Annotated in this window: 12 protein-coding genes, 1 pseudogene and 1 riboswitch; of the genes and pseudogenes, 4 read left to right on the top strand and 9 right to left on the bottom strand. The window is 62.2% G+C overall.

All coding sequences use genetic code 11. The features are described from left to right. The first annotated feature begins 10 nt into the window (after positions 1-10). The 3 genes from MPN23_RS10555 to MPN23_RS10545 all read left to right on the top strand — a co-directional run bounded on the left by MPN23_RS10555 (position 11) and on the right by MPN23_RS10545 (position 4,643). Positions 11-967 (top strand): type II secretion system F family protein, encoded by a 957-nt coding sequence (locus MPN23_RS10555; RefSeq protein ID WP_243544169.1) that lies wholly within the window; start codon positions 11-13, stop codon positions 965-967. 24 nt (positions 968-991) lie between these two features. Then, a complete protein-coding gene (locus MPN23_RS10550; RefSeq protein WP_243544168.1) occupies positions 992-2,335 on the top strand; it encodes an SPOR domain-containing protein in 1,344 nt (447 codons plus the stop codon). Positions 2,336-2,513: 178 nt separating this feature from the next. Next, positions 2,514-4,643 (top strand): hybrid sensor histidine kinase/response regulator, encoded by a 2,130-nt coding sequence (locus MPN23_RS10545; RefSeq protein WP_341540073.1) that lies wholly within the window; start codon positions 2,514-2,516, stop codon positions 4,641-4,643. Positions 4,644-4,708: 65 nt separating this feature from the next. On the opposite strand, the gene ribB is transcribed toward MPN23_RS10545, so the two are convergent. The 8 genes and pseudogenes from ribB to MPN23_RS10505 form a co-directional block, all read right to left on the bottom strand. Further along, positions 4,709-5,347, bottom strand: coding sequence for a 3,4-dihydroxy-2-butanone-4-phosphate synthase (gene ribB, locus MPN23_RS10540; protein ID WP_243544167.1), 639 nt, complete (start codon positions 5,345-5,347; stop codon positions 4,709-4,711). A gap of 111 nt (positions 5,348-5,458) precedes the next feature. Next, positions 5,459-5,608: riboswitch (FMN riboswitch) on the bottom strand. Positions 5,609-5,691: 83 nt separating this feature from the next. Further along, positions 5,692-6,627 (bottom strand): aminotransferase-like domain-containing protein, encoded by a 936-nt coding sequence (locus MPN23_RS10535; protein WP_243544166.1) that lies wholly within the window; start codon positions 6,625-6,627, stop codon positions 5,692-5,694. Between the two features lie 274 nt (positions 6,628-6,901). Then, positions 6,902-7,075, bottom strand: a pseudogene (locus tag MPN23_RS10530) (GntR family transcriptional regulator); the annotation flags it as partial. A 97-nt stretch (positions 7,076-7,172) separates the two neighbouring features. Continuing rightward, positions 7,173-7,985 (bottom strand): DUF169 domain-containing protein, encoded by an 813-nt coding sequence (locus MPN23_RS10525; RefSeq protein ID WP_243544165.1) that lies wholly within the window; start codon positions 7,983-7,985, stop codon positions 7,173-7,175. A gap of 381 nt (positions 7,986-8,366) precedes the next feature. Further along, positions 8,367-9,734, bottom strand: a complete 1,368-nt coding sequence (locus tag MPN23_RS10520; RefSeq protein ID WP_243544164.1) for an amidohydrolase — start codon at positions 9,732-9,734, stop codon at positions 8,367-8,369. An 81-nt stretch (positions 9,735-9,815) separates the two neighbouring features. Next, positions 9,816-10,682: an Mrp/NBP35 family ATP-binding protein gene (locus MPN23_RS10515; RefSeq protein ID WP_243544163.1), complete on the bottom strand. Its 867-nt coding sequence runs from the start codon at positions 10,680-10,682 to the stop codon at positions 9,816-9,818. Between the two features lie 86 nt (positions 10,683-10,768). After that, positions 10,769-11,032 (bottom strand): NifB/NifX family molybdenum-iron cluster-binding protein, encoded by a 264-nt coding sequence (locus MPN23_RS10510; protein ID WP_243544162.1) that lies wholly within the window; start codon positions 11,030-11,032, stop codon positions 10,769-10,771. Between the two features lie 319 nt (positions 11,033-11,351). Continuing rightward, positions 11,352-12,689 carry a sigma-54 interaction domain-containing protein gene (locus MPN23_RS10505; RefSeq protein WP_243544161.1) on the bottom strand — a complete coding sequence of 446 codons (1,338 nt, stop codon included), beginning with the start codon at positions 12,687-12,689 and terminating at the stop codon, positions 11,352-11,354. A 504-nt stretch (positions 12,690-13,193) separates the two neighbouring features. Here MPN23_RS10505 and MPN23_RS10500 point away from each other — a divergent pair. After that, positions 13,194-15,890 carry a cation-transporting P-type ATPase gene (locus MPN23_RS10500; protein ID WP_243544160.1) on the top strand — a complete coding sequence of 899 codons (2,697 nt, stop codon included), beginning with the start codon at positions 13,194-13,196 and terminating at the stop codon, positions 15,888-15,890. 71 nt (positions 15,891-15,961) lie between these two features. Here MPN23_RS10500 and lon read toward each other — a convergent pair whose 3' ends face one another. Then, on the bottom strand, positions 15,962-18,325 hold the full coding sequence (gene lon, locus MPN23_RS10495) for an endopeptidase La (RefSeq protein ID WP_424450073.1): 2,364 nt from the start codon (positions 18,323-18,325) through the stop codon (positions 15,962-15,964). Positions 18,326-18,334: the final 9 nt, after the last annotated feature.

Genomic DNA, 18,334 nt, shown 5'->3' with positions numbered 1-18,334 from the left:
GGAGGACGGCATGAACCAGACACTGCTCATTCCCATGGTCGCCGCAGGCATGGCCTTCGTGTCTGTGCTGCTCCTCGGATACGGCGTCATGGCCTGGCTGGGCAATGCCTCGGCTTCGGCCCGGCTTCGGGAGCGCGTGACCGGGACTCCGTCCGGTGCGGGCCGCGCCCTTGCCATGCCGTTCATGTCCCTGTGGCGCGCCCTTGCCCGCGTGTTCGTGCGGGTCGGGTCCCGGGTCCAGCCCACGGATGAGGCCGAGGTGTCGCGCACTCGCACGGCTCTGGTTCAGGCCGGATTCCGCAGCCCGGACGCGCCGCGCGTGTATCAGGGGGCCAAGGGCTGTCTCGCCATCGGACTGGCCGGGCTGTTCCTGCTGCTCCGCTCCCTGCTGTTCAGTGATCTTTCCCTTTCGCTCACCGTGTTTCTGACCGTGCTCATGGCCACGCTGGGCGTGTACGGCCCGGTCCTGTGGCTGCGCTGGATGGTGTCCCGACGCAAGCTGACCGCGTCCGATGAACTGCCCGATGCGCTGGATCTGCTCGTGGTGTGCGTGGAATCCGGCATGGGACTGGATCAGGCCATTGACCGGGTTTGCGACGAACTGCGCATTTCCGCGCCCGTGATCAGCGGGGAACTCAAGCTCCTGACCCTGGAACTGCGGGCGGGCAAGGCCCGGGCCGATGCGCTCCGCGCCCTTGCCGACCGCGTCGGGCTGGAGGATCTGAACAATCTCACGTCCCTGCTGGTGCAGGCCGACATGTTCGGCATCAGCGTGGGCCGGACCCTGCGCGTATATTCCGATTCCATGCGCACCAAGCGGTCCCAGCGGGCCGAGGAAAAGGCAGCCAAGCTGCCTGTGCTCCTGCTGCTGCCGCTCATCGGGTTCATTCTGCCCGCCCTGTTCATCGCCATCATGGGCCCGGCAGGGATTCTGTTCGTGGACATTTTTGCCAAGATCAACAAGTAGGCTCACGCCTGGGAGGGATGCGCCATGAAGACCACTCGAATTTCCATAGCCGTTCTGGCCCTGCTTCTGCTGCTCGGCGGATGCGCGGGCAAGGGGAGGAAGACCGAATCCTTTGAGGACTTCGCGTACGGCAAGCAGGAATCCGTTGCCATGAGCGCGGACCAGTATGCGCAGATGGCCGACAACCTGCTGCGTTCGGGCAAGCCCGAGCTGGCGTTCGTGCATTACAACAAGGCGTTGGAGCTTGATCCGGAAAACAGTGCGGTCCGCGTTCGCAAGGGGACCCTGCTGGTGGAAAAGGGATTGGACGAGCAGGGACTTGCCGAATTTCTCAAGGTCCTTGAGATGGAACCGGACAATTCCCTTGCGCATCAGGAGGCCGGGACCGTGTATTTCCGGGCCGGGCTCTACCGCGAGGCGCGGGAACATCTGAACCGGGCCGTGGAGCTGAATCCCATGCTCTGGAAGGCGCACAACTATCTGGGCATCCTGAGCGACCGGGCCGGAAACTATGTCGAGGCGGAAAAGCGGTTTCGCAGCGCTCTTGATCTGCATCAGGGACATGACAAGAGCGAGATCCACAACAATCTCGGCGTGGTTCATCTGGCCCTTGCCCAGTACGACAGGGCCGTGGACGAATTTCGCAGCGCTCTGGCCGGGGGCGGGCTGAATGCCCGCACCTACAACAATCTCGGTTTGGCTCTGGCCCGTCTCGGGCGGCTGGATCAGGCTCTGGAATCATTCAAGTATGCGGGCGGCGAAGCCCGGGCCAACAACAATCTCGGCTACGTGCTGCTCACGGACGGTCGGCCTGCCGAGGCCGTGCCGTATTTCGAGCGGGCCGTGGAGCTGTCGCCTGCCTACTATGTCAAGGCCGCGGACAACCTGAAGCGCGCCCGTCTGGCCGCGCGGTTCGTTCCGGCCGAATCCGTGAAGACCGATATCTCGAAAGGTTCCACCCCGAACCATCTGCTCCGCAAGCCTTTCCCCAAGGTGGAGCAGAACCCGGGCGCGTCCGCATCCCCTGCGGCTGCGGACGCGCCAACCGGGAAGGCCGTGCATCAGGTTGCCCTGAAGCAGGCGGACGGGGAATCCATAAAAGGCCGCTACGGCCTGCACGTGAGTTCCTGGCGTGATCATGAATGGGCGTTTGCCCATTGCGAGCAGTTGCGGAAGCAGGGGTATTCCACGTGGATCAATCAGGTCGAGCTGGGTGAAAAGGGCGTGTGGTACCGCGTGATGGTGGGTCGATACGCCTCGGCTGCCGAGGCTGTCGAGGCCCGGCCCGGTGTGCTGGCCGACCTGAAGCTGGAGCGTGCACCTGCCTATCCGCTGGAACGTCCTGCGCATCCCGGCGAGGCATTGTGACGGCGGCGTGAGTTTTCGACATGGCCGTTCCCCCGCATTGCCGCCCGCTTCGGATTCGTCCGGGGCGGGCGGCTCTTCAGCATGCGGAGACGGGCTTTTCTTTTCACACGCTTTTCCCTATGTATCATGGAACATGCCCATCCATGGGCGGTTTCGACAGCCGCAGGGAGAGAATTCGGTGACACCTGACACTTCGAGCCCCTTTCGCATACTCGCCGTGGACCCGGACGAGGAAATGCTTACCCTGTATCGGGACGTGCTCTGTTTCGAGGGGGAAGAGCCTGCCGCGCTGGAAGCCCTGTTTCTGGAAGATGCCCTGCCTGTTGCAGCAAAGGCCGATGTCGAAGCGGACAGACCCGAATTCGAGGTGGTGCGCTGCCGAGGCGGGAAAGAGGCGTTCGCCGCCATGGAGCGCACTCGGGAGACGCCCTTTGCCGTCGCATTCGTGGAGATGCGTCTGCCGGGCCGGGATTCCGGAGTGGAAGTGGCCGAGCGGCTGCGGGAGATGGATTCGGACATGGAGATCGTGCTTCTGTCCTCGGCTCCGGACGTGTCCCTGTCCGAACTGAATCGCCGGGTCGGTCCGCCGGATCGGCTGCTGTATCTGCAAAAGCCGTTTCGGTCGCAGGAGCTGAAGCAGATCGCGATTTCCCTCTGCTCCAAGTGGCAGGCGGGTCAGCGGCTCGCGGAGCTGAACGCCACTCTGGCCCAGAAGGTCGAGGCCCGGACCGCGGAACTCAATGCCGCGAACCGTCGCCTGCTGCGGGACATTGCCAAGCGTGCAGCCGTGCTCAAGGAACTCAAGGCCAGCGAGCAGCGGTATCGGCTGCTTTTCGAAAAGGATATCACCGGAAATTTCGTGGCCGAGTCGGATGGGCTCATCATGGACTGCAATACGGCGTTTGCCATGATGTTCGGCTTTGATTCGCCCCGGGATGCGCAGGGAACGGACATATTCGACCTTTGGCGGGACATGGGTGCAGTCGAGCCCCTGCCTGATCTGCTGGCCCGATCTTCACGTCCGGCGAACTACGAGATGGAATTTCGCCGAGGCGGCGAGCGCAAGCTGCTGCTGGTGAATTTCGACGTGGTGGCCCGCGTCCGAGGTGAACTGGCGGAAATTCGCGGCTATTTCTTCGACGTGACCGGACGCAGACGGCTGGAGGAGCAGCTCCGGCTGGCCCAGAAGATGGAGGCGCTCGGTACTCTTGCCGGAGGAATTGCGCACGATTTCAACAATATCCTCGGCGTGATCATGGGGTATGCCGAGATCATCGAATCCGGTGCCGGGGACAATCCCGGGCTTGAGCGCCGCGTTCGGGAGATTTCCCGGGCCGGTCGTCGCGCCCGCGATCTGGTGAATCAGATACTGAATTTCAGCCGACAGGGACCGCAGGAGCGGCATCCCCTGAATCTGGTCCCGCTCATGAAGGAGGCGCTCAAGCTTCTCCGGTCGAGCATTCCGGCCAATGTCGAGATCGTGACGCATATCCGCACGGATCAGGATTCGGTGCTGGCCGATCCCACCCAGATGCATCAGATCATGCTCAACCTGTGCGGCAACGCGTCCCACGCCATGCAGGAACACGGCGGCGTGCTTGCCGTGGAGCTGACCGAGGCCTCGGAAAACGATCCCGTGACCCCGCCCGCGAACATGGGCCGACCCGAACGGTTCGTGCGGCTCTCGGTTTCGGACACGGGCCCGGGCATTGAGCCGGGCGTGCTGGAGCGCATTTTCGACCCGTTCTTCACCACCAAGAAGCAGGGCGAGGGCACGGGCATGGGGCTGTCCATGGTCCACGGCATCGTCAAGCGGCACGACGGGCACATCGAGGTGGAAAGCACGCTGGGGCAGGGGGCGGCCTTTCACGTGTTTCTGCCCAAGGCCGTGGAAACGGCCCGGCCCGAGGCCGAACCCGTGCCCGATCTCGTGTTTCGGCAGGGACGCATCCTGTTCGTGGACGATGAAAAGCCGCTCACGGACATTGGCCGGGAAATGCTGGAATCCTGCGGGTTCGAAGTGGTCACCAGAACATCCTCGATCGAGGCGCTGGAGGCCTTCCGATTTCGTGCCGCCGAGTTCGATCTGGTCATCACGGATCAGACCATGCCCAACATGACCGGCATGGAACTGGCCCGGGAAATGCTTGGCATCCGGCCCGACATTCCCATCATCCTCTGCACCGGCTTTTCCGACGCGGTCTCCTATGATCGTTTGCGCGACGTGGGCATCGGCGATTTCATCATGAAGCCCATCCTCAAGCACGACCTCGTTTCCAGCATATCCCGCCTTCTGGACAGCCAGTGAAAATGGACGAAAAAAAACGGCCCGCCGGAAAACGGGCCGTTGTGGGAGAACGTCGGCAGGAGGAGCTATTGTCTGGTGCGGTAGTCCACCAGATCGTTCACGGTGCAGACCGTGAGATTGTTCTTTTCCGCCAGATCAATGATCTCGGGCAGGCGGGCCATGGTGCCGTCCGGGTTGGTCACCTCGCAGAGCACGCCGCAGGGCTTGAGCCCGGCCAGTTTCATGAGGTCCACGGTGGCTTCGGTGTGGCCCTGACGTTCCAGAACGCCGCCGGAACGGGCCTGAAGCGGGAACACGTGTCCCGGATGGCTCAGGTCGCCGGGCAGGGCCTCGTCCGCAATGGCGGTGCGGATCGTGGTCACGCGGTCCTTGGCCGAGACTCCGGTGGTCACGCCCTTGGCCGCCTCGATGGAGATGGTGAATGCCGTGCCGTACTGGCTGGTATTGTCGTCCACCATCAGGGGCAGGTTCAGGTCGCAGACCTTGTCCTCGGTCAGGCACAGGCACACGATGCCGCTGCATTCGCGGATGAGCATGGCCATCTGGTCTTCGGTCAGGGATTCCGCGGCAAAGATCAGGTCGCCCTCGTTTTCGCGGTCCTCGTCGTCGGTCACGAGAACGCCGCTTCCGTTGCGAAGGGCTTTCAGAGCTTTTTCCACGCGGGTTTTGGGATTTCCGAATCGGTCAAGCAGGGGCTGATTCATGGCAGTCTCCTAGTGGTTCAGGGTACCAGAATCAGGGCGTAAGAAGGGCAGCGGCGGCACGATGTTCGCGCCACAAGAGACGCACGCAGGGAATGCGTGCAAAAACGCATGCTTCATTCTCTTTCTTCCGGACTGTTACCGTCGGCCCAGGTCTCGCACCTGGTCTGCTGACCTCTTCCCACGATGGGAGAGCGCTCGCGGGCTTCCCGGCCATGCCGGGTTACCGCCGGTGGGGACTTCCACCCCGCCCTGAGAATGTGTCGGAAAAGAATGCAGCTTGACCCGGGGCAATGTCAACCGCAACGTTGCGCTGGACCGGATTTTTTTGCCCCGGGCTGTATTTCCTATGGAATTTCCTCGGCAAGTTCCGGGCGGTGGAGCAGGTCGCGGATCACGGCCAGCCCCTGACGCAGCTCGTCGATGTCTGCCGGGCCGCTCAGGGAAAGGCGGGCCGCAGCCGGAACATGGCTGTCGCCGATCGTGAATTTTTCCGCGCCGAACACGTTGACCCCGGCCTTGCGCGCCTGAGCCTCGAATGTGTGGCCACGCCACGGTTCGGGCAGCCTGAGCCAGATGAAGAAACTCGTGGGCTGGCCGTAGAAGACCAGATCGTCCAGATATTCCACGGCAGCCAGAAAGCGTCGCCGCGCCTCGGCCCGCTTGATCTCCACGGTATGGTCGGCGGTGCCGTCCTTGATCCATTGACAGGCCAGTTCCGCACTCAGGGGCGGGGTCATCCAGACCGTGTTCAGCACGGACTGGGCCAGCCTGCGGCGCAAGGGTCTTGGTGAGGCCATGAACGCCACGCGAAGTCCGGCGGCAAGGGACTTGGACAGGCCCGCGATGTACACGCTGGATTCGCGCATCATGGAGGAGACGGGCGGCAGGGCGTTCTGCACGGTCAGGTCGTAGGCGTCGTCCTCGATCAGGATCAGGGAATGCTTGCGGCCCACGGCGGCGATGGCCTCGCGGCGTTCCGCGTCCATGGTGGCCGTGGTGGGATTGTGCACCCCGGGCATGAGATACAGTCCCTTGATGCTGTCCTTTGCGCAGGTTGCGTCCAGTTTCTCGGGGATCATGCCCCGCCTGTCCATGGCCACGGGCACGAGCCGGACGCCGAGCATGGCCGCCAGCGTCTTCATGCCCGGATATGTCTGCGCATCCGCGGCAATGCGGTCTCCGGGCCGGAACAGTCCGGTCAGGCAGCAGGTCAGGGCATGCTGCGCCCCGGAGCAGACAACCACCTCGTCCGGTGATGCGTCCAGTCCGTAGCGTGCCACCCATTTCGCGCCCGCTTCCCGTGTGTTCGGGCAGGCCGCGCGGGTCGGTGTAGCGCATGAACATGTCCGGGTTGCGGCGGCGGGTCAGCTTGCGCAGCCCGTCGCAGATGTCCGGATCCAGCTTGTAGAACGGTTCGATCAGCCCCATTTCGATCATGCCGGGCGTGTGCGGCTCGAATGAGACCATGAACGTGGCGGACAATGCGTCCGAGGCCACGAACGTGCCTCGTCCCACGGTGCCGGATACCAGTCCCCGGCGCTCGGCCTCCACATAGCCCCGGGTCACGGTGCTGACGTTGATGCCGAGCTGGTCGGCCAGCTCCCGGTGTGTGGGCAACCTGTCGCCGGGCTTGAGCCTGCCCGCGAATATGTCACGTTGTATTGCGTCGGCCAGTGCGCGGAATTTGGGTCCGGCCCCAGCCTCCAGAGTTGGATTCCATGTTGTCATGGCGGCCATTATTCATTGTCCGCACACAAAGTCAACCAAATGCCGACAATCGGTTTGAAAATATCATACAATCGGCAGAAAAATCGACTGTAGCCGATCAGGTTCGGATCAGTTTCTTCCAGGAAGGCGTTTGCAGAACGCTGTCCTCGGCTTCCTGCTCCATCTGCCGGAAGAGCTTCCACGGCAGGGCAAGCGTCAGCACGTCGTCCCGGAAATAGGTGTGCATGGCCTCCCGGCCGTCAACCCCGGTCATGCCCAGCACGGCGCGTGGCTGCTCTGCTTCGCCCTGAGCATAGGGAAAGCTGCCGATGTGATTGCAGTCCGCGCCCTGCGGCACCTGAACCGGGTCCGTGCCGGGGATGACCGATCCGGTCAGGGTGAGCAAGCCGGCCAGTTCCACGGGCGTGACCGGAAAGATCACGGTGCGCACGTTGTCGCCGTCCTCGACCTGCGACAGCGGCTTGAACAGCACATACCGAAACGGGATGTCGTAATGGGGCAGCCCGTTCTGCAGCCAGTCCATGGCCCGTTCAAAGGAACAGTGATGGCGTTCCCCGAATTCGAACAGGTCCCTGAAGCGTTCCGGCACCTGTTCCAGCACCCGGGCATAGGCTTCGGCATCGGGTGCTGCCTGTGTGCCCTTGCTGAACAATGCTCCGTAGGTCTCCAGTCCGAGCGTGATGTCGAAATCCACGCCAAGGCCCAACCCGGCCCTGCCGCCTTCGCAGGCCAGACTTTCCCGGTCTGCGGCCGTTACCTTGCCCTGTTTGGACGCCATGCCGAACAGGAACAGGACGCACCCGAATCGCCCCGGCCTGAATCGTACTGCGCCTTCCGGACAGTCGTTGCTCCACAGCAGGGCCACAGGCTCGAACTCGGGACGCAGATGGTGGACTATCGCGCTTTGCATGAAACCTCCGAAGGACTTGGGGTACTCCCTCCCTGATAAGAAACATTCGTTCCTGTGGCAATCAATGTTTTCGGCGATTTTTTGTCGCTACGTCGCCTGTGGGAAACGAGGGAACCTGTTCAGCCTGTTTGGCGGCGTAGTCGGGCGCGGAAATGAGAAGATCTGCCCTGTCGAAAAACAGGACTCAGGGGAAAATGGAAAAGAAAAAAAACAGTTTCCAGTGCCAGTCCAACCCCGTTTCGAAAATCGGAAGCGGTCCGGCGAATGTCCCGTCAGGGCATTCACCGGACCGCTTCCGATTTTCGAAACATATGGGGTCAAGGGGCATTGCTCCTTGCGGGTCTGGGCAGCGCCCAGCCTCCCGGGAGGGGGCGCCGAAGGCTATCTCACCTTGATCACGGGATAGCGCGAGGGCAGATTGATGCCTGCGCGTTCGCGAATGTGCTCGGCGCGTTCCTGAATTTCGTCGAGCAGCATGTCCTCGTCAACTGTCAGGATTTTTCTGTCGCGCATGAGCCACTGGCCTGCGCACATGGTGGAATCGACGTTGGAGGAATGCATGGCCGTGACAAGTCCGGTGACCGGATCGTGCAGGGGCAGACTGCCTGCGTCGCGCGGGTCCACGAGGATGAGGTCGGCCTGCTTGCCGGGTTCGAGCGAGCCGATTTCCCTTTCCATGCCCATGCAGCGCGCACCGTGCAGGGTGGCCATTTCCAGAATGGTTTCGGCCGTGATGATCGTGGGATCGAGATACCGGCCCTTGTGGATGAGCGAGGTGGTGTACATCTCGTCGAACATGTCCATGCGGTTGTTGCAGGGTGCGCCGTCCGTGCCGATGGACACGCTGACGCCCGCCCGGATCATGTCCGGCACCGGGGCGAACCCGAGCACGCGCATGGCTGCCGCGGGATTGTGCGAGACCTTGACGTCGTGTTCCGCGAACAGAGCGACTTCCTCGGGCGTGAGCCAGACCGTGTGCACGGCAAGGAGATTCGGGGAGAGCGCGTCGATGTCCGCAAGATGGCGGACCGTGGTTGCGCCGCGCGTGTCGCGCACGAATTCAACTTCCTCCCTGACCTCGGCCACATGCATGTGCACACGGGTGTTGAGGCGTTCGGCTTCGCGCATGGTGCGGCGGATGAGTTCGTCGGAACAGTTGAATATGGTGCGCAGACCGAGCCAGACCGAGATGCGGCCGTCTGCCTGTCCGTGCCAGCGGGCATGCAGGCCGAGCTGCTCGTCCAGAACCTGCTGGGTGGGCCGCACCCAGCCGTCGGGCAGTCCCTGTCCGCAATCCATGCTGGACTGGCACAGGGCCGCGCGCATGCCGAGCTTGCGCACGCCGCGCGCCATGCCGTTGACGTGCTGGCCACCGGCCTCGGCAAAGGTGGTCACGCCGGACTTGATGAGCTCGATGCCGCAGGCAAGGGTGGAGAAATACGAATCGTCCTCAAGCAGCGCGCTTTCAAAGGGCCATGTGCGGTCATGCAGCCATGTGAGCAGGTTCACGTCGTCGGCCAGTCCGCGTTCGAGCTGCTGGGAAGTGTGGACGTGGGTGTTGATCAGGCCGGGCAGCACGAGCTTGCCTGTTGCGTCCACGATTTCCGCGTCTTCGGGAATCATGTCCTCGGGCACGCCGCCGATGGCCGCGATCTTGCCCTGACTCACGAGCACGTCGCCGCCCTGAAAGATGCGGCGCTGTTTGTCCATGGTCAGGATGGTTGCGTTGCGGATGAGTGTCGTTGTCATGGTTCCCCCTTGCAATGCATACGGCCATGCTTCGAAAAAACGAAGCATGGCCGTGAATTATTCTGTCGTGTTTCCGGAAACTTATTCGGGAAGGGCCAGCAGAGGCTTGATGATTTCCGCGAATATCTTGCCCGTGGACGTGTCCTTGTGGACCTTCATGAACGGGTAGCCTTCGTCGCCGGAGCGGGCGACTTCCGGATCAATGGGCACGCGTCCGAGGAAGTTCGCGCCCATTTCCCTGGCCAGTTCTTCGCCGCCGCCGGAACTGAAGATGTTGTGGATGGCTCCGCAATCCGGGCAGACAAAGCCGGACATGTTCTCGATCACGCCGAACACGGTGTTTTCCAGTTCACGCACAAAGGAGATGGAGCGGCGCACGTCGTCCACGGCCACGCCCTGCGGAGTGGTCACGATCACGCCGAGCGCGTCGGTGCCCAGAGTCTGGAGCGTGGAGAGCGGCTCGTCGCCGGTTCCCGGAGGGCAGTCGACCACGAGAAAATCGAGATCGCCCCAGGCCACGTCCTCCACGAACTGCTTGATCAGGCCGATCTTGACCGGACCGCGCCAGATCACGGCCTGATTCGGGTCGGGAATCAGAAAGCCGAGGGACATGACCCACAGGTTGCGGTTCCACTGCACGGGTTCCATCTTGCCGTCGGAAACCTTGGGGGCATTGCCCTTGAGGCTGAGCAGGCGGGGGATGGACGGGCCGTGCACGTCAACGTCGAGCAGGCCGACCTTCTTGCCGGCCAGAGCCAGGGCCACCGCAATGTTCGCGGCGACAGTGGACTTGCCAACGCCGCCCTTGCCGGACATGACCACGACCTTGTGCTTGATGCGGGACAGGGTCTTCTTCAGCTTCATGTCTTCCTGGCTGGGACAACCGTTCGGGTTGGAACAGCCGCCGTCTCCGGTAGCCGAAGAACAGCCGTTGCATGCGTCGCTCATATGAGACTCCTTGCGGGTGGTTTGCTTCAATGTTTCGAAGGAGAGTTAACACCTGATGCGGGAATGTCAAATGCCTGTTTGCCAGGTCAGTCGCGCTCCTGTCCCGCGTCGGCATTCGGGACGGGCACAACCGCCGGGGATCGGCGTTCCCCGCAGTTTCTGCAACCGGGCATGGCAAAGTCCGCCAGAGAACCTTGCAGGTAGGCCCGGAGTGTTTCGTCAATGGTTCCAGTCAACCATGGATGCACGGCAATGCCGCCGCGCTCCAGATGCTTGCGGGTGGTGTCGCACACTGCGCCGCAGAGAATGCAAGTTACCCCGCAGGCCATAATGGCGGATGTCCTGTCCATAGGGTCCTTTGAGGGAAGGGATAGGCGGCCTGCGGGGTAAATATGGTTGTCCTGATCTGTCTCGTACAGCCGGTATTCGCTTGCGTTGTCGAATACCGAGGCAAGTCGATCCTGGTAACAAGCCAGGCAAATCAGGTTCTTTGTTTCCGTCATAATCGGCTCCGTCCGCGGGACATTCCGACGCGAACTGACTAGACGCAAAGCATGCGGCGTGCCAAAGAAATATATAAAATAAAAGTATGTAAATACTGGTGTTTACTTTCCCAGTGCGAAGCTGAAAGGGAAGAGGGATGCGCCCGGAATCGTCGGGGCAGGCGAATTATTCGCCCGATTTTTCGCAGCGGGCGAGCATGCGGCGGAGCGTGTCCTTGGAAATGCCGAGTTCCCGGCAGGTGGCCATGCGTTTGCCATCATTGCGTTGCAGCGCCGCGCGCACGGCCCGGCACTTGATCTGTTCCAGCGTGCCGGAAAACAGGGCGTTCGGGTCAGTGGAACCGGACTGTCTGGGCCGGAGGTTCTCGGGCAGATGGTCCACCTGAATGAAGCCCGAGGAGCACAGGATGAACGCGAATTCCAGGATGTTTTCCAGCTCGCGTACGTTGCCCGGGAAGTCATGGCGCATGAGAATGTGCATCACGTCTTCGGAAACCCCGTCCACTTGTTTGCCCTGAATCGCGTTGAATTCCTCGATGAAGTGGTCCAGAAGCAGGCCGATGTCTCCGCGTCGCTCGCGCAGGGGCGGCAACCGCAGGGTGACCACGTTCAGGCGATAGTACAGGTCCTGCCGGAACGTGCCGTCTGCGACCAGTTTTTCCAGATTGCGGTTTGTGGCCGCCACAACGCGTACGTTCGCCTTGACCGGATGCACTCCGCCCAATGGCTCGAACGCCTTTTCCTGAAGCACGCGGAGCAGCTTGACCTGCAATTTTGCTGGCAGGTCGCCGATTTCATCCAGAAAGATCGTGCCGCCGCGTGCCAATTCGAAGCGGCCCGGTTTGTCCTTGCGCGCGTCCGTGAACGCACCGGCCTTGTATCCGAACAATTCGGATTCCAGCAGGGTGTCGGGCAGTGCGCCGCAGTTCACGGCCACGAATGGCCCGTCCTTGCGCGTGCTCAGGTTGTGGATGGCCCGGGCAAACAGTTCCTTGCCCGTGCCGGATTCGCCCAGCAGAAGCACCGTGGCCTCGGAACGGCTTACCTGTGGCAGGATTTCGAATATCTTTTCCAGAGCCGGACTGCGGCCCACGATGTCCTCGAACTTGTACAGTTCCTTGACCCGTTTGCGCATGACCTGAATCTCGGTCAGGTCGCGGAAGGTCTCCACCCCGCCGATCACTTCGCCGCGGGCATTGCGCAACGGCGAGGCGGAAATGGAAATGGGCACCTTTCTGCCGTCCCGGCGTACCACGAAAATCGACTTGTTCGTGATGGGACCGCCATTCTGCAAGCACGCCTTGAGCGCGCAGTTTCCGTCGCACAGGCTGGAGCGGAACACGTCCCAGCATTTGCAGCCCACGGCCTCGGACGCGCTGATGCCCGTGATGCGTTCGGCTGCCTCGTTGAAGTACGTCACGTTCCAGTCCGCATCCACGGTGAACAGCCCGTCGGCAATGGACGAAAATACGTCCTCAAGCGGAAGATCCCTGGGAAACGGCATGACGGCAACCTATCAGGGATACGCACGCACGCCAATAGCCGGGGGATGGGAAAAGAGGCCTTCGGCGACCCTCCCGGGGGGCCCGGGCGCTGCCCGGACCCGTCAAGGAGCAAGGCCCCTTGGATCCCCATTCCGTTTCGGGAAAATCGAGCAGCCGGAGGAATGCCCTGCCGGGACATTTCTCCGGCTGCTCGATTTGCCCGAAACGGGTGGTCCGAAAGAGAGAGTTTTTTTTCTTTGTCTGTTCATTTCCCCCGAGATTCGTTTCTCGGCAGGGCAGGTTTGGCTGTGGTGCGACCAACTACGCCGCCATATGAGCCTGACAAGTTCCCTGTGTTTTTTCAGGCGGCGTAGCACCAAAAAGTTTCGGATTCCTGAACCTTTTTCAAAAGGTTTAGGTCGCCGAAGGCAAAAAAGGGATCAGGACTTGTCTTGAATCCGCGAGGCGGGGTATGGTCGGGGCAAAATGGGCATATTCGGTCGGATTTCGATGGAGGGGGAACCATGGAAAGGTTGCTGGACAAGCATTGGCATCACATTGAGGCGGACGAGGTTGCGCAGTTTCTGGACGTTGATCCCGGGAAGGGGCTGGACGAGCTGGAGGTGGAGCAGCGGCTGAAGCATTTCGGGGAGAACGTGATCACCGGGAAGAAGGGCAGGACGAATCTGGAAAGGTTCCTGCTGCAATTCCATCAGCCGCTTGTCTACATTCTGATAGCGGCAGGGCTGGTGACGGCGTATCTGGGCGAGTGGGTGGATTCGCTGGTCATACTGGCCGTGGTGCTGGTGAACGCGGTGGTGGGGTACATTCAGGAGGCCAAGGCCGTGAAGGCGCTGGATTCCCTGTCCGCGAGCATGAGCACCGAGGCCGTGGTATTCCGCGCCGGGAGTTCGGACAGGATTCCTGCCTCGGGCGTGGTGCCCGGGGACGTGGTGCTGCTGCGGTCCGGGGACAAGGTGCCAGCGGATTTGCGGATTCTTTCAGGCAAGGAGCTGCGCATCGATGAGTCCGCACTGACCGGAGAATCCCTGCCCGTGGACAAGGAACCGGGCCGTTTGCCGCCGGATGCGGTGCTGGCCGAGCGCAGATGCATGGCATACGCCGGGACGCTGGTCAGCTATGGTCAGGGCCGGGGCGTTGTGGTGGCCACGGGCAACCATACCGAGATCGGCCGCATTTCCGGACTGATCGAGGCTGCGGATGAACTGGAAACGCCGCTGACCAGAAAGATCACGCGGTTCAGCCACATGCTGCTGATCGCCATTCTGTGTCTGGCTGCGGCTTCATTCGTGCTCGGGCTGATTCGCTCCGAACCCGTGAACGAGATGTTCATGGCCGCTGTTGCCCTTGCCGTGGGCGCGATCCCCGAGGGGTTGCCTGCGGCCGTGACCATCATCCTGGCATTGGGCGTGTCGCGCATGGCAGGGAGAAAGGCGATCATCCGCAAGCTGCCTGCCGTGGAAACGCTGGGCGGCACGACCGTGATCTGCTCGGACAAGACCGGCACTTTGACCGAGAATCAGATGACGGTGCAGGAAATCCGGTGCGGTGGCAGGGCCTACACCGTGTCCGGAGACGGATACGGGTATGACGGAGCCATCTCGGCTGCGGATGGTGGCGAGGCCGGAGGCCGGGCGTTGGAGGAATGCATGCGGGCCGGACTGCTCTGCAATGACGCGAGGATTTACATGAAGGAAGGGCGGCCTGCCGTGGAGGGCGATCCGACCGAAGGCGCGCTTGTGGTGTCCGCCCGGAAATACGGGCTGGAACGGGAGGCGGAGAGCTCGGCGTTTGCGCGCGTGGACGAGCTGCCGTTCGAATCGGAATGGCAGTACATGGCCACCCTGCATAACCACGAGGGCGGACGCGTGGTGTACCTGAAGGGAGCTGTGGAAAAGGTGCTGGAATGCTGCATGGACGCCCTGAGCGAGTCCGGGGAGGGCATGGAACTGGATGTCGAGGCCGTGGTGCGGGAGCAGCATGAGCTGGCTTCCCGAGGGCTTCGAGTGCTGGCGTTTGCGCGCAAGGATTTGGACGCGGACGGCGGGCTGGTGCGGTCGGATGCGTGCATGGGCATGACCTTCGTGGGGTTGCAGGGCATGATCGACCCGCCCAGAAAGGAGGCGATTTCAGCCATTGCCGCGTGTCAGCATGCGGGCGTGAAGGTCAAGATGATTACCGGCGATCACGCCCTGACCGCCGAGGCCATAGGCCTGCGTCTGGGACTGCGCGGCGGGGATTGCCAGCTTGGCGAGGATTGTCCGGTGCTGACCGGCAGGGAAATCGCGGATTTGAGCGACCATGATCTGGTGGAGAAGGCCCCGGGCATCCCGGTGTTTGCCCGGGTTTCCCCGGAACAGAAGTTGCGGCTGGTGCTGGCGTTGCAGAAGACCGGCGAGGTCTGCGCCATGACCGGCGACGGGGTGAACGACGCGCCCGCACTCAAGCAGGCGGACATCGGCGTGGCCATGGGCATCACCGGAACCGAGGTGGCCAAGGAAGCCGCGGACATGGTCCTGACCGACGACAATTTCGCGACCATCGAGGCGGCAGTGGAAGAGGGGCGTGGCGTATTCGCCAATCTGGTGAAGTTCATTGCCTGGACTCTGCCCACGAATGCGGGCGAAGGGCTGGTCATCCTGACCGCGATCCTGTTTGGCGCGACATTGCCCATCCTGCCGGTGCAGATTCTGTGGATCAACATGACCACGGCCGCGTGTCTGGGCATGATGCTCGCCTTCGAGCCAAGGGAGCCGGGCATCATGGATCGGCCGCCGCGCGATCCGGCCCGACCGATTCTGGACAGGACCATGCTGCGCAGGGTCGGCATTGTCAGCGTGCTGCTGCTCGTGTGCGCGTTCGGCCTGTTCAAGTGGGAGCTGCTGAACGGCGCATCCATTGAAAAGGCGCGCACCATGGCCGTGAACGTGTTCGTGGTGGTGGAGGCGTTCTACCTGTTCAACGCAAGGTCGTTTACGCGTTCGCCCTTTGCGCTGGGTTTCATGTCCAACCCGTGGGTGGTCGGGGGATTCGCACTGATGATGGCGTTGCAGGGGGCGTTCACCTACGCTCCGTTCATGAATACGCTGTTTTCCAGCGCCCCCGTGGATGTGTTCGACTGGGGCAAGATCATTCTCTGCGGTCTTGCGGTCTACGGAATCGTGGAGTTCGACAAGAAGCGGACGCAATCGGACGTGTAGGTATTGTTCAAGGTGTAAAAAAAGCCCGCTTTCCGGTTGAGGAAGGCGGGCTTTCAATTGTTTCGGTCGAACTATTTGGCCGTGGCCAGAGGCCAGACCTCTTCCACCTTTTCGATGGTTTCGATGGTGATTTTCTTGAGCAGTTCCTCGGGAACCTCGGCGAGGTCCTTCCTGTTCTGGGCCGGGATGAGCACGCGCTTCATGCCCCGGGATACGGCGGCAAGGATTTTTTCCTTGATGCCGCCAACCGGCAGGACGCGTCCGCGCAGGCTGATTTCGCCGGTCATGGCCACGTCCGGACTGATGGGCGTGCCGGTCAGGGACGATATCAGGGCCGTGACCAGAGTGACGCCGGCGGACGGGCCGTCCTTGGGTGTGGCTCCGGCCGGAACGTGGATGTGGATGTCGTGCTTTTCCGAAAAGTCGGGGTCGATGCCGTACTTGTCGGCCTTGGCCCGGGCAATGGACAGGGCGGCCTGCGCTGATTCCTTCATCACGTCGCCGAGCTTGCCCGTGAGGATGAGCTTGCCCTTGCCCGGCATGGTGGTCACTTCCACATGCAGGGTCTCGCCGCCCACCGGGGTCCATGCAAGCCCCACGGCAACGCCGGCAGGCAGGACGGTTTCCTTTTCGTCGTCCAGAAAGATCGGCGGTCCCAGCAGCTTGTCCAGGCTGTCCGCGGTCACGGAGAACGGGCCCTTTTCGCCTTCGGCCTTCTTGCGCGCCATCTTGCGGCAGACCTTGCCGATTTCGCGTTCCAGATTGCGCAGCCCGGCCTCGCGGGTGTATTCGCGCACGATGCGCGCCACCAGATCGGACGGGATTTCCAGCTCGCCGGGCTTGAGCCCGTTTTCCTCGAGCTGGCGCGGAATCACGTAGCGTTCCGTGATCACGACCTTTTCCTGCTCGGTGTATCCGGGGATGCGGATGACTTCCATGCGGTCCAGAAGCGGGCCGGGAATGGAGTCGAGCATGTTGGCCGTGCAGATGAACATGGCCTTGGACAGGTCGAACGGCACGTTCAGGTAATGGTCGGTGAACGTGTTGTTCTGTTCCGGGTCGAGCACTTCGAGCAGGGCCGAGGACGGATCGCCCCGGAAGTCCGAGCCGAGCTTGTCGATCTCGTCGAGCATGATCACGGGGTTGCGCGTGCCGCACTGCTTGATGGCCTGAATGATGCGGCCGGGCATGGACCCGATGTAGGTCCGGCGATGGCCCCGGATTTCGGCTTCGTCGCGCATGCCGCCGAGGGACATGCGGTGGAACTTGCGGCCGAGGCTGCGCGCGATGGAGCGGCCGAGTGAGGTCTTGCCCACGCCCGGAGGGCCGACAAAGCAGAGAATCGGGCCCTTCATCTTCGCGTTCAGCTTGCGCACGCTCAGGTATTCCAGAATGCGTTCCTTGACCTTTTCCAGATCGTAGTGGTCCTCGTTGAGGATGGTTTCCGCCTTTTTGATGTCCAGACGGTCGCGGGAAAGTTTCTTCCACGGCAGTTCGGTCATCCAGTCCAGATAGGTGCGGATGACCGTGGCTTCGGACGATTCGGCGTGCATGGCCTCCAGCCGCTTGAGCTGCTTGAAGGCCTCCTTCATCACGTCCTTGGGCATGCCTGCCTTTTCAATGGCCTTGCGGAACTGTTCGAACTCCTCGCTCTCGTCGGCCTCGTCGCCGAGTTCGCGCTTGATGGCCTTGAGCTGTTCGCGCAGAAAGAAGTCCCGCTGGGCCTTGTCCATGCCTTCCTTGGCCGAGGCCTGAATCTTGTGCTGCATGGACGCGACTTCCACTTCCTTGAGAAGCTGGTCGTTCACGAGTTCGAGCCGCTTGATGGGTTCGTGGCATTCCAGAATCCGTTGGGCCGCGTCCACCTTCATGCGCAGGTTCGAGGCAATGAGGTCGGCCAGCCTGCCGGGATCGTTCACGTTGTTGAGCACACTCATGATGTCCTGCGAGGAAATGCCGCGCAGGGTCAGGATGCGTTCGCTCTGTTCGCGGGAGGAGCGGACAAGGGCTTCCTGCTCCGGGGAAAGTTCTCCGGCTTCCTTTTCCATGAGCGGTTCGATTTCCGCGATATGGAAGGGGTCTTCGGACGTGAACCGTTCCACCCGGGCGCGGGCCAGTCCCTGAACCAGAATCTTGAGCCGTCCGTCCGGCATCTTGAGCATGCGCATGATCATGCCCACGGTGCCCACGGCGTGGAGATCGTCCGGACCGGGATCGTCCACGGCATCGTCCTTCTGGGTGAGGATCAGGATGTAGCGATCGCCGGAAAGGGCCGCGTCCACGGCCTGCACGGATTTTTCCCGGCCCACGAACAGGGGCAGGATCATGTAGTTGAATACCACGATGTCGCGCACGGCCAGTACGGGCAGCACCGGGGGGATGTCCATGGCCGGATGGCCGGGACCGTCCTCGGCATCCCCGAATACCGGGGGCATGCCCGCAGC

Origin of the sequence: Pseudodesulfovibrio tunisiensis (genome assembly GCF_022809775.1) — a bacterium.
GTDB lineage: Bacteria > Desulfobacterota > Desulfovibrionia > Desulfovibrionales > Desulfovibrionaceae > Pseudodesulfovibrio > Pseudodesulfovibrio tunisiensis.
This window is presented reverse-complemented; position numbering and strand designations above follow the sequence as displayed.